Here is a 13,303-nt window from a genome sequence, read left to right on the forward strand (position 1 = left end):
CCCGTCATTCCTGTGGTCCCCCTTCGTGGCGGGCACGTACGCGGACGTTGACAACCCTGTCAAGTCCCTGTGAGAGCATGATCATACCCCACGAGAGGATGACGATGGTCAACAACGGGAACAAGATGGTGTAGAACAGGGTGGGCGACGTAACAGCCCCTGCTTCGTACGCTTGCTGAAGCATCACGCCCCAGTTCACGTTTTGGACCGGCAGGACACCCAGGAAGTAGAGTGCAACAGAGTTGAAGATGACACCTCGACCCGACATCACGAAGTTCACGAGGATCAGTGGCAGGAGTTGAGGTGTGATGTCCTTTCTGAGGATGGAAGGTGTAGAGACACCCATCACCCGTGAAGCTTCGACGTAGGACTCCTCACGAATTGTGAGAACCTGAGAACGGAGCCCACGTGCTGTCCCCGCCCAGGCGTTAATCGACACCAGAATACCGACGATGAACGGGTTAGTGGGTTCCCAGATCGCGCCGATGACAATGATGAGCGGGAGGCCTGGAAGCATCATCGCCGTATCAGAGATCGTCATCAGAACCTCGTCGAGGCGGCCACCTTTGTAGCCGGACACGATCCCAACGAGTGCACCGATACCGGTGGCAAAAACGGCACCACCGATGATCATCAGGAGCATCGCGGGTGTCGCATGGATAAGCATCGCCAGGATGTCCTGCCCGAACTGATTCGTCCCGAGCAGGTTCTCGGTTCCCGCGAACGGAGCATCCCATTTGCCGCCATCAGAGTACGCCGGTTTGGGAACGAGCATCACACCGACAGTCCCCATCAGGACGAAGGTGACGACGACGAGCAGCCCAAGCTTAAACCGCCAGTCAGACCACGCGAGCAGGAACGTCTCGTAGCGCTGTGCGAGGTAGTCTTCGAGACGGTCCGTCCGCGTCACGTCTTCGGCCGAGACACTGGTCAGTGGTATCTCCGGTGTACCACCGTCGGTTCGAGCCGTGTCCGAGTCGTGGACAGCGGGGTCGTCAGTACGCTTCACTGTCGCCACCTCCAGAGCTCGCACGTGGGTCGAGTATTCCGTACGTCAGGTCAGCGATGAGCACGGCAAGAACGACGGCCACCGAGATCAGCAGGAAGCCACCCATCATCAGTGGGTAGTCACGGGAACTGATGCCGTTAAAGAAGTAGAAACCGACACCAGGATATCGGAAGATCTCTTCGAGGATGACCGAGCCGCCGAGAACGAACGCGATCTGGATGATAAACCCAGTGTAGATCGGGAGGATCGCGTTTCGTGCGACGTACCGCATGGCGATCCGGTGAGTGGGCAACATGCGAAGCTGAGCGACACGAATGTAGTCCTCGCCAAGGACACGAACGCTGTTCCCGCGCATTCCGAGGGTCTGTGCTCCAAAGCCTGTCAGAATGACCGAGAGCATCGGTAGGACCGCATGTTTGGTGACGTCCAAGATGAACGGGATGTTGAATCCTGGCGCGATGTCGATACTGCTCCGCCCCGACAGAGGAAACCACCCGAGCCACGTGACGAACACGGCGATGAGCACGATGGCAGCGATGTAGTACGGAACCGAATTCATGATAACCGAAATCGAACTAACCACCGTATCGACCCTGCTTCCTTCTTTATACGCCAAGAGGGCACCAAGCGTGACCGAAATGACGAATGTCACTATCAGTGCCGTCCCGAGGACGAACAATGTCCACGGGATGGCGTTTGCATAGATCGATGCCACCGGCTGGTCATAGAAGGTCGACCGGCCGAGGTCTCCCTGCAACACCTGCACGAGGTAGTTGAGATACTGCATCGGTAGCGGTTCGTCGGGTTTGACACCGACGTACGCCTGCACCATCTGGTTGATCTCTTCTGTCGAGAGATTGGGGTTCTGGGCTCGCAGTTGTGCCCGCATGTACTCAACCGGACCCCCGGGCATCAACCGCGTCAACCCGAAGGTGATTGTAATAACTAACACTAGGGTGAGTAGTGACCGTCCTAACCGCTTTACGTAATAGTTCATGGATTCCTGTCTTGCTCGGATTTTTCACGCCTTCTGTGACTCTCTTCGGACGTCCAAATCGTTCATATACCATACTATAAAATTACTGGTGGCCCCGGTGACACAACGAGAGCCGACAGGGAGTTTTCCCTGGCCTGCCGGGCCACTCTCCATTGCCGCTACTGCTGTCGAACAGTGGACCATGATCAGTCCATCCCGCTGTTTGTGGGTGACGCCTGCTGGGACGCTAGTTTTCCATCGTCGGGTGAGAACGCTGAGTCCAGTTCCCAGATGTCAACGGTGTGGATTGCTATGTCTCCTCCGATGGCGTTCAGCGAGACTCCAGTGCTATCCTCGCGTGTAGGGTAGATACGGCTACTCAGACTCTCACGCTCGTTAGCGAAGAGTTCGACCACGGACCCGTCAACGAAGACGTGTAGCGTGACCAGTCCATCGTCCGCCGAAATAGACGGGATACACTGTGGGTCCGACGAGGGTGCTGTGGACTCGCTGGATGCAGACCGGTCCACCACTAGTTCGTCTTCACAGCTGTACCGGATGGGTGTCCGTTCGGCACCGTCGGGAGATTCACCGACGACAAGTTCGAACGCCTCGGCGTCACCGAGTTCAAAAGTCACCTGTATCTCTAAGGCCGACCCGGACGTCTCCGGGCAGACACTGTCCCCTGAAGATAGTGTCTGCTTCGGCAGCGATTGGTGATGTCCACGGAGTGCCTCGATTTCAGGTGTCGGCCGCACGCGAAGTGTATCGGCTTCGTCGAGCGAGAGGATACGAGGCAGGGACATCACACCAGACCACCCAGCGTCCCACTGTGCCGCACCGTCACGGTCTTCGCGAATCCATCCCCACGACAGGTACTGGCCCTCACCATGCGGTATAGACTGAGCGGCGTAGTAGTTTCCATGGTCAAGTGTCCCATCTGCGCGGCGGTCGAACGACGTGCCATCAAACGTCCCGACAAAGTAGACCACCTTGTCGTAATTCGACACCTGTAGAACCTGACTCTCGCCGAAGTCTAAGAGTTCGGGACACTCCCAGAGCGGACCGTCTTCGTGTCTGTCTCCGACGAGAAGCGGGCCGACGAGTTCCCATTCGGTGAGTGTATCGGACGTGTAAAGGATAGCAGCACCGCCACCGTCCTCAAGGCCAGTTCCGATGAGGTGGTACCAAGTACCGTCTTCCTGCCAGACGTCGTGGTCGCGGAACTCCGCATTCCACTCGTCGTTTGATAGGATCCCGAGTTCCTCGGGAATGTCCTCGATGACCGGGTTACCGGGATGCTTCTCCCATTCGTCGAGCGAGTCGTCGGTCGCACGTGCGAGACATGGCGTCTGGTCTCCACCACTCCCACCGGTGTAGACGACGGTTGGCTGCCCGTCGTCCAAGACGGTACACCCTGACCAGCACCCGTCTTTGTCTGGACCGTCGAGGTCGGGTGCCAGTGCCACTGGTCTGTCTTCCCAGTGGACGAGGTCGTCGCTCGTCGCGTGCCCCCAGTGAATCGACCCATGGTACGGTCCCGCGGGATTGTACTGGTAGAACAGATGGTAGATGCCGTCGTACTCGACGATTCCGTTGGGGTCGTTCATCCAGTTCGCTGGTGGCGTGAAGTGGTACGTTGGTTGGTGGGTATCTGCCTCCAGTTCCACCCGCATCTCTGTGAGTTCGTCGGACGTCTTCGGGCGACCACTAAACGCCTCCTCTTCAGAGTCGCCGAGGTGAGAGACTAGTCCCGTAACAAGTGTTCGGACGGTATCTTCGTAGGGTTCGGAAAGCTCTGAGAACACCAAGTGCTGACCGACGCCAAGAACTCGGCCGCGACCTGGGCTCCACGCAATAATCGAATTCTCGGCTGGTCGGTCTTCACCACCCACGACACAACTGGCCAGTACGTCTCCATTTTGTGGGACGCGGTTGTGGTACGCAAGCCTCGGTGTGCTCTGTTTTCGTGAGTGTTGTGTGTTGACCCGGAGGGCAGAGAACCCATCAAAGACCGTCGATTCCTCGTACCGCGCTTTGATGAGAAAACCAGCTGGTTGCTGTCCGAACGTGTGGTTAGGGACGTATGTCGATTCGATCTGGTCCGGAGGATGTGGGTCAATTCCCAGTGAATCGACGGCATCGAGAGCGTACAACCCCAGATACAATCCTCCGCCTTCTTCGACGTACGAAGTGAGCGCCGAAAGGGCGTCGGCAGAGATAGTCTCTTCTGAGACTGGGGTGTCCCGGTGCCACCAAAGCAGGTCGTACTCGTCGATGACGTTCTTTGACTCAACGGCGTCGAACGCGACGGCTTCAACGGTCGCCAGCGATTCGAGGAACGCCTGTGCATGCTGCTGTTCTACGGTACTCTCTCCGGTCGTTAGAAAACCAACAGTGTAGCTGCTGGTTCCGTTGTCGTCCATTGTATTCACGTGTGAAATTGTGTGGTGTGTGTGCAAGGGAATGATGTTGTTTCCGGGATGATCGTCTCTCTCATCGATTCAGTGTCGTGCGTACGGTCCGCGGGTGTGTCTCGAATTATTTCGTCTTCGCTTTGGGGTAGCCAAGCCGGAGCGGCCAGTCCTGCACTGTCGGTGCCTGCATCATTGGGTCTTCCTTATCCTTCCACTGCCAATCGTTGGTGTCGTAGTATTCAGAAGCGAGGTAGAGCAGCCACGGGCCCCAGTAGGTGTCCATCCAGTTCCACACCCAAGCAATCTCTTGGATATGCGAACGTTTCTCTTCTTCAGTCTGGGCGGCTGCGAGTTTCGACAGTCGTTCCTTAATGTTGACTTCACGGAGTTCCCCCTCGGGCTCTCCGATGGGTGGGACTTTCACGATGAACTCGCTCGTGCTCTCACCTTCCCACGGTGTAACGGACTCGACTCCGAGCGGGTACGCGGTCACCCACGCAGAGTTGACGAGTGTCCCGAACAGACCTTGGTACGGAATTGCGACCGACTGGCCGACCCACCAGTTCGTGATATCGTAGTCGCGGTTCGCGGTCGTTTTACTGAACCACGTTGTGGGTTCTTGGACCAATGCCTTGGTCTCGATTCCAAAGTCTGTGAGCAACTGAGCGCCGGTCTGTGTTCGATTGCTGTGGAAGGACGCTCCCTTGAACGTGATCGTGAACTGCTCGCCGTTGGGCTTGTACCACGTCCCGTTCTCCTTGGTGAATCCCTCGCCACGGAGGAGTTCGGCCGCACGTTCGGTGCCTCCGTCGAAGTGCATGTAGTCGTCCTTACGGTCACCGAGCCACTTCTCAACGAGTGGGCCAGACATACCTGCTGAAAACGGGACAGTGTCCTTGTTCTTGTCCGAGAGCGGGAGGTTCTGCATGAGTGTTGCGTGTCCTGCTCGCCAAACGTTGGACAGTGCCCACCGAACTTTGCGGTTGTCGAACGGTTCGCGACGGCAGTTGAAACAGAACGCACCCCCACTGTGGGTGAAGTAGGTGAGTCCCTCGTAGTGGTCGGGGACCTGATCGCTCTGTGCTGAAGTGAAGGCCGTGTTGTGGAGTGCGTCGGCCTCGTTGTTCCGGAGCGACCGAAGCTTCTTTTGTGGAGAGTCGATCGGCAGTCCCTCGATGAGATTGAAGTTCAAGTCGTCGGCCGTGATGTGTGGATTCGTGTAGTCTTCATTTTTTTCGAGGATGAGCTTGGTCGCCGAGGCCTGTTTTGGCTTGAACGGGCCGTTCGCGAGGCCTTTCTCCATTGCTTCGTCGAGCGAGAAGTTCAAGTTCGACACTTCCTGGAGGATGGCATTACGCTCCTTGCTTCCAGAGGCGTCTTGAAGCCGCTCAAGGTAGTCGCTGTAGACGTCGTATTTGAAGTTCCACACTGTCGGAGCGTCACCCATCCCGATGAGTGCGTTCTCGAACAGTCGGGTGTCGATTTGCTGTGCGAAGGTCATTTCGACGGTATGATCGCCCGTCTGTTCGACACCTTCGATGAACTCCCAGACCGAGTCGTTGTTCTCCTTCCGCCAGTGCATCTGGCCAACGAAGTCCTGTGCTGTGTACGGATCACCGTTGACCCAGGTTGTGTCCGAGTGCAGGTTGAACTGGACAGTCTCTCCTTGTGCGATGGTCGAAGGATACTCCCAGCCTTCAATGAGCAAGGGGACCCACTTCTCCTCGTCGGGGTACCACTTGGCGCCAATCTCGAAGACGATCTTGGCGAGCGGCCCCATTGCCTGCTTTCCGAACGGATTGTAGTTGACTTGATCGGGTCGGGTGTTCATCTGTACACTCAGGTATTTGTCCCGTGGTTCCGCACCCGTTTGAGTGGCTGTCCCGGAACCACTGTTGTCACCACCTCCGCTACCCCCGTCGCTAGTGGTGATCCTACCACCATCTGTACTACATCCCGCCAACCCAGCGATACCTGCTGTCGCGAGTCCTTTCAGGATTTGTCGGCGATGGGCAAACCCACCACTAGTCTCTTCGCTGCTGTCATGCTTCACCATACCAACGGAATATTGAGGCACATTACTTATAATTTATGATGGTGACGTCTTCTCGGAAAAATAACGTGGTAACAGTCCTGTTTTGCATATGGTCTCGCGCTCTCGGGCCACATTTATGGAGGGAGGGCAAGCACACAGGAAGTATGCCTCGAATACCGGACAACGTCTGGGAGTCGTTGTGTGACCTCAAACCACAATTCTTCCTGATGCTAGTAATCGCAGTACTCCTGTTGTTCGTCTCCATTGTCACGTTCCCTTTCGTCGACCCAAACTCGGCGGCAGGTATCCTGATTAAAATCGATCTCATGATCTTCACCGCGGTGTTGATTCCAATTAGCTACATTCTGTATCGATGCCGAACGCACGAACAATCAGAGAATCTGGAGGGCCGCTAAGAGGTGATTAGTGTGTATAGAATGAGACATGGATTTTTCACACCATCTATGAAAGCGTATTCTTCATGATTGCTAAGGTCGTTAACTGCTACTGTGAAAAGTATGGAGCACCGTTCAAAACGGCTGTTCTACCCCTTCGATATCCTATTTTCGTTCAATAATTGATTAATCGGAGTGGTGTATTTTCTCTGTCAATACGTTTCACTCAGTAAAGGAAGTCGTCTGCGCTCCTCGGAGAAGGCCCCACAATGAGATCGATCAATCACATCCGTGCAACGTAATGGTTTGTTCAAACTATGCCAGCGACTGCGATCACCAACAGCATCATCCATTACAGTCTTAATCTTGTAACTCACTCCCATGGAGTACCGATTCGTACGTTGTACGTTCAGTACGAGTCCGCCGTGCTCAGATCGAGAAACTATTGGTCTGAGCTCAGTCGCAGTTACAGTTGTACGGTGGCTCTTTATTTCTCGTAGTCAGTGTACAATCATCCTGGGGCGAATCACCAACCACTCCACACCGTGCGAGAAATCTGATTCTGAGTGAATTTAGATTGTCCCAGTACAATAGAGATGCACAACACGTGATTGTGGCAATGCTGAGCTTCACAGTACAACGGAACATTAGGCAGGGTCGTCAGTTGGGGCGCAGTTTGAATCTCCGACTTCATCACACCAGTGAACACGAATGTCGAAGCACAGCTAGAGCTTTCGATCCTCCGTTAATGCTTATCTATTAGGGGAACCTCCGCGAAGGCTTAGGTATGCCAGGCAATAGTGACGCTCACACGCGGGCAACTCCGGTCGCCCGATGGTCGTTCGACGAGGGATCTGGGACAACTGTCTCAGAAACTATCTCTGGGGCGACTGCTACTATTACGTCCGTGGCCGTTGAGACGAAGGACAAGCCCAATACTGTTCAGTGGCGTGACGGTGTTCAGAATTCCTGTCTTCTCTTCGATGGATATTCGACCAGTATCGAAACAACTCTGGACAACGTTGGTGCCACCACTGACCAGCTGTCGGTCGAGGCATGGGTCGCACCTCGATCACACGGCAGTCACGGAACTGACCGGTTAGAGGCCGTCATCAGCCAACACGCACTCTGGAAAGACCAGGGGTTCGAATTCGGACTCGGTCCACATGGGTCGTGTTCGTTCCGAGTCGGGTTGGGTTGTAATACCGCCGAGGTGTCGACCGATTCTCGGTGTGTCCCAACATACGAGTGGTCACACATCGTCGGTGTTTTCGATGGCGACAACTCCTCTCTGTCGGTGTTCGTTAATGGCGTGAAAGTTGCATCAAAAGACCTCAGTGAGCCAGGGTCGATATCTTATGCGGACGTATCCCTCTTGATTGGCAAGAGCAACAAACCAACCGAACAGGAAAATCAGACTGGGACGGCCAGTGGCGTCTTCGACGTCGGTCTGTTCAACGGCTTGATCGACGAGCTGGCACTCTACGAGGACGCGTTGACAACGGACCAGATTGCCTCGCACTACGAGCAAATTCGCTCACAACACGATGGAGAGTTGCCCAAAGCGGGAATCAAAGAGATCGGTTTGGACCCGTCTCTGTACCGCGACGATCACCATCGTCCCGAGTTCCATCTTATCGCTCCCGGGCACTGGATGAACGAACCCCACGCGCCGCTGTACTACGATGGGCAGTATCACCTGTTCTACCAGCACAACCCCAAGGGACCGTACTGGGGGAACATCCACTGGGGACATTGGGTCAGTGACGATCTCGTTCACTGGCGTCATCTCCCCATCGCACTCTCACCAGGACCGACTGACCTCGATCCGGATGGTATCTGGTCAGGGAACGCGACGTACGACGAGGATGGAGATCCGGTTCTGTTCTACACTGCGGGAAACATGGCGAACACGCCGGACCAAGTCGTGGCGACTGCGACACCGGCAGACACTACCGACCCCGAACTCGTCGAGTGGGAGAAGACAAACGAGGTTACTATTGAGAAACCACGCAGGATCGGGCTTCGGGAGAATGATTTCCGCGACCCGTACATCTGGCGTGAAGACGGACGGTGGCTCTGTCTCGTCGGTGCAGGGATACGAGGCGGTGGCGGGACTGCTCTTGTGTACGAATCGAAGACGCTGGAGGAGTGGCAATTCAAAGGCCACCTCTTCGAGACTGACCATGACCAATACCCTGAGCTAGGGACCGTTTGGGAACTCCCAATCCTCCTCTCACTCGGGGAAGACAGCGACGGCGACGAGAAGTACGTCTTCATCATCAGTCCGGTTGGAGCGGGCGCCGACATCGAGGTGTACTACTGGCTCGGCGAATGGGATGCAGACGACTATCGGTTCGTTCCTGACACTGAAGACCCCCAACGAATTGACTACGGCGACTTCGGATTCACGGGGCCGAGTGCGATGCGGGATCCAAAGACGGGCCGCTGCATCCTGTTTACCATCGCTCAGGATCAGCGACGACCGCAGGACCACTTCGACGCCGGGTGGGCGCACAACGGAGGACTCCCGCTAGAGTTGTACTTAACCGACGACGACCAACTCGGAATCGACCCAATCGAGGAACTCGCCTCACTGCGCCAAACGGAACTCGTCAACGTTTCCGATCAAACCTTGCGGTCGGCCAACGAGGAACTAACCGGAGTTGCAGGAGACATCCTGGAAATATCGCTCGAAATCGACTCAGGCGGAGCATCGAAGTATGGAATCGAGATTCGAAAGAGTCCCCACGGAGAAGAACAGACGCTTATCTACTACGACGAGGAGTGTGAGCGCATCTACGCCCACCGCGAGGAGAACAGCAGTGACGTTGACGTTCGGTCTGGCTTGGCGAAGCGAAGCTCGCTGGTTCACAGTGGGGAGTTCGAACTGGACGGGGGGACCCTGAGACTACACCTGTTCCTCGATAAGTCGATGATCGAATGCTACGTCCAATCACGCAAAAGTATTACTACCCGAGTATACCCTACCCGACCGGATGCGACTGGATTGGCTCTCTGGGCAGACGGGGACGTGACCGTCGAAGCGATGCAAGTCTGGGAATTGGAAGAAATCGGGCTGTAGCACAACGTCTGAATTCGTATCAGGCAGACCCGTCAGGCAATGCTAACTGAACAACTCACCACTGATGTTGACAGCGGTCTCGTCGACTGCAACCTGCTTCGGCGTTGCCTCAGGTAGGTTATTTCAGAAGCGCCAGACAACCAGTGCCAATGACCATAGAGAAAAATACTGCGTTGGTTGAGTAGCACTATCTACGTCGATTCAAGTATCGACTCGTAATCGAGTTAGCGTAAACTATTTCGGTCCGTTGCCACGGGAGCGCGCTCCGACAGACGCGGGGAACTGCCCGTCTTGGAGCTCTGTCGTGACGCTCGTCTCGGTACCGTCGATCTGGAGTTTGAGACTCGGAGCGAGGGTTCCCCCGAACGCCTCCTTCAGTTCTTCGCCGTACAGTCCGAGCGTATCGACGTCTTGGAAGTTCACGAAGCTCTCAACGATACTGTCGTCGCCGTGCGGCATTGCGAGCCACGAGTACGTCTGGAACGGCGCTTCCTCCGGGTTCGCGACAACGAGACTGCTCCCGTTGAGCGGTTCCATATCGCTGTCGTAGAGGCCGTCAGCCGCGAACCCGTGAAGCGCTTCCGGACCCGGCGGCTTACCTTCCTTCCGGAACCTACCGCCCTCGCTCCAGAGCTGGGGCGCGTAGGTGAACTCGTGAGTGATAAAGAAGAGGTACCACTTGTCCTCGTGGAAGATGAAGTGGGGCCGCTCAGTCTGCTGGCTCACACCGACCGCCTCGAAGATCGGCGGCATCAGCTTCCACTCGGTGAGCTCGTCGTTCATCGCCTTCGCCGCACCGATGTTACCGTTGTAGTTCAGCGGACTGGTGGGATCGTCGTTTGCCGTCGGCGTGTTCCCCTCGAAAATCATCCAATCCTCGCCCGTTTCGGGATGCGTGAAGTACCAAGGGTCGCGGAACGCGGTGATGATCCCACTGGAGTTTTCGAGCTTTTCGTACATCTCGCCGTCGGCTTCGGCGAGGATGTGGTGGGAATCGGACTCGGTGATATGAACGCCCTGCGGGCCGGTTTCGATCGTAGCACCTTTCGCGAGGGCAAGGCGCTGACGTGCTTCGGGAAGCGCCTCCGCCGCGGTGTAGAAGTGGTAGATCTGCTCTTCGTCTTGGTCGTACATCGCAGACCCGGCCCACGTCTGGTTCCCGAGGAAGGCGTCTTCGTCGAAGACTTCGCCGCCGAACTGCCATCCCTTCGGCCCTTCGCTCTTGCCGGTTCGCGAGTAGAAGTATCCGACGCGTGCGTAGTTGTGGCGGTCTCCAGGGACGTTGATCTCAGGTCTGGTCTTGTCGGCAACCAGTGAGAAAATGATCTGATACCCGTCAATGACTGCGATCGAGCCGTCGCGGTTCCGGAGCGGCCACGTGTCCCATACCCAGTACCCCGCTTTCTCGGCAATCTGGGTCGGGTCTTCGTCCAGATAAGGAGCAGTGTTTTCGTCCATGACTTCAATCTCGTTGACCATCTCTTCGGTCCACTGAGCCGGCTCTTGCACTTCGACCGCTGCTGCGGAGCCGCTCGCTGCTCCGATACCGACTGTAGCGGCGACACCGAGGGCACCGGTCGTTTGGAGGAATTTACGACGCCCAAACGTACGCTTGGAGTTGTCTTCCGTCATTGCAACTCGATGTAGGACGGTCGTATGGATAAATATTTCTATGTTCTAAGAGATAATATTATACTGATATGAAGAGTAAAATTAGTAGAGATGGCACTGGTCGGCTGAACACGAGCGTCCCGTGGATCGACGCCGGAGCCGATACCGAACCTGAGCGAGCTGGACGGGGCTACGGAGTACCCGAACCAGTTCTCGCGATCCGCGGGAGTCTCAGCGTGATTGCTTCGGCCCTTTGCCCGAGGAACCACCCGAGGGCAAGAAGTGGCCGTCGTTGAATTCCGTGACGATTCGTGTCTCGGCACCGTCAAGCTGGAGTTTCAAACTGGGTGCGAGCGTTCCACCGAAGAGTTCCTTCTGCTCTTCGGGTGGGAGATAACCGACCTCATCGAGGCTGATGGAACCGCGAGAGGTGTCATCGAGACCCCGGAAGTTCTCGAAGCTCTCTACCAGTGCGTTGTCGCCGTGGGGCATCGCGAGCCACGAATAGGCCTGGAACGGCGCTTCTTCGGGATTCGCGATGACTAGTCCCCCCTCGTTGAGCGGTTCGTAGTCGCCGTACATTGAGTCACTCACAAACCCGTACAGGCCGTCGGGACCCTCGAGTCCGGGTGCAAACGTGAACTTGTGACTGATGGTAAAGAGATACCACTTCCCATCGTTGAAGACGAAGTGCGGACGCTCCAGTTGCTGGTTGGTTCCAATCGCCTCCAGTACCGGCGGCAGCAGCTCCCACTCGGTCAACTCGTCGTTCGTGGCCCGCATGACTCCGATGTTCCCGTTGAAGCTCTGGGGATTACCAGGGTCTTTGCTTCCCGTCGGCGTGTTGGCCTCGAATACGACTAAGTCCTCGCCTGTCTCGGGGTGTTGGAAGTACCAGGGGTCACGGAACGCGTAAACAATGCCTTGTTCCCGGGACTGTTCCAGGGTCTGATACAGCTCACCGTCAGGCGTGCCCATGATCACGTGTTCTTGCTCACCCGTCAGCTCGACGCCCTGTGGACCAGTTTCGATAGACGAACCGATTGCGAGCGCGGGACGCTGTCGAAACTCCGGGAACGAGCTAACGGCGGTGTAGAAGTGGTAGATCTGCTCTTCGTCTTGGTCGTACATCGCAGACCCGGCCCACTGATGGTGGCCGAGCGGTGCCTCGAACGCCTGCCCACCCTCTTGCCACGACTGGCCGTCCCGTGAGTAGAAGTACCGGATAGTCGCTTCGTTGTGGCGGGCACCCGGAACGAGGTCATCGGGCGCAGTTAGCGAGAAGACGATCTGCCAGCCGTTGATCTTGACTATCGAACCGTCGCGGTTCCGGAGCGGCCACGTGTCCCAAATCCAGTAGTCGTCGGAGATGGATTCGGAGTTCTCTTGGATGAGCGGTGCGGTGGTGTCGTTGGTCAACGTGATGTTCGCTGCCTCTGCGCGCGTCCACCGGTCGGCGTCGCTCGTCTCGACGGCAGCTACAGAACCACTCGTCGACAAGAGGCCGAGGCCAGCAAGGCCTATGCCCGCACTGGTCTTTAGAAACTGCCTTCTGTTCGTTCCCGTCGAATTATCTTGGTTTGATACCACAGGTTGGTTGATTTACCACGCGTTGAATAAACTTCTGGCCGATACAACCGTTATAGAACATATATAAATTGAACAATTAATGAACGGCACGGAATGTCGTAATGGGCGAATCGGGTGGATTTTGATTTTGAATTGAAGTGCTATCAGTCGAAACTGCGCTCGGTCCACACGTCACTAACTGCTAT

Annotated in this window: 7 protein-coding genes; 1 reads left to right on the plus strand and 6 read right to left on the minus strand. The window is 56.2% G+C overall.

The annotated features are described in order from the left end of the window. Positions 1-4: 4 nt before the first annotated feature. The 4 genes from NKF06_RS05420 to NKF06_RS05435 form a co-directional block, all read right to left on the minus strand. Positions 5-1,009, minus strand: coding sequence for an ABC transporter permease (locus tag NKF06_RS05420; RefSeq protein ID WP_253244758.1), 1,005 nt, complete (start codon positions 1,007-1,009; stop codon positions 5-7). Further along, the gene (locus NKF06_RS05425) at positions 996-1,922 is read right to left on the minus strand and encodes an ABC transporter permease (RefSeq protein WP_253244759.1); all 927 of its coding nucleotides are present in this window, start codon (positions 1,920-1,922) and stop codon (positions 996-998) included. The genes NKF06_RS05420 and NKF06_RS05425 overlap by 14 nt, the downstream gene beginning before the upstream one ends. Positions 1,923-2,191: 269 nt before the next feature. Beyond that, positions 2,192-4,411: a GH32 C-terminal domain-containing protein gene (locus NKF06_RS05430; RefSeq protein ID WP_253244760.1), complete on the minus strand. Its 2,220-nt coding sequence runs from the start codon at positions 4,409-4,411 to the stop codon at positions 2,192-2,194. Between the two features lie 115 nt (positions 4,412-4,526). Continuing rightward, positions 4,527-6,458, minus strand: coding sequence for an ABC transporter substrate-binding protein (locus tag NKF06_RS05435; RefSeq protein ID WP_253244761.1), 1,932 nt, complete (start codon positions 6,456-6,458; stop codon positions 4,527-4,529). A 1,281-nt stretch (positions 6,459-7,739) separates the two neighbouring features. Between NKF06_RS05435 and NKF06_RS05440 the strand changes: the two genes are divergently transcribed. Next, entirely contained in the window at positions 7,740-9,917 is a 2,178-nt protein-coding gene (locus NKF06_RS05440) for a GH32 C-terminal domain-containing protein (RefSeq protein WP_253244762.1), read from the plus strand. Positions 9,918-10,151: 234 nt separating this feature from the next. On the opposite strand, the gene NKF06_RS05445 is transcribed toward NKF06_RS05440, so the two are convergent. Beyond that, positions 10,152-11,549, minus strand: a complete 1,398-nt coding sequence (locus tag NKF06_RS05445) for a glycoside hydrolase family 68 protein (protein ID WP_253244763.1) — start codon at positions 11,547-11,549, stop codon at positions 10,152-10,154. A gap of 210 nt (positions 11,550-11,759) precedes the next feature. Further along, entirely contained in the window at positions 11,760-13,118 is a 1,359-nt protein-coding gene (locus NKF06_RS05450) for a glycoside hydrolase family 68 protein (RefSeq protein ID WP_253244764.1), read from the minus strand. Between the last annotated feature and the right edge of the window lie 185 nt (positions 13,119-13,303).

It is taken from the genome of Haloferax sp. AB510 (assembly GCF_024136985.1).
In the GTDB taxonomy this organism is placed as follows: domain Archaea; phylum Halobacteriota; class Halobacteria; order Halobacteriales; family Haloferacaceae; genus Haloferax.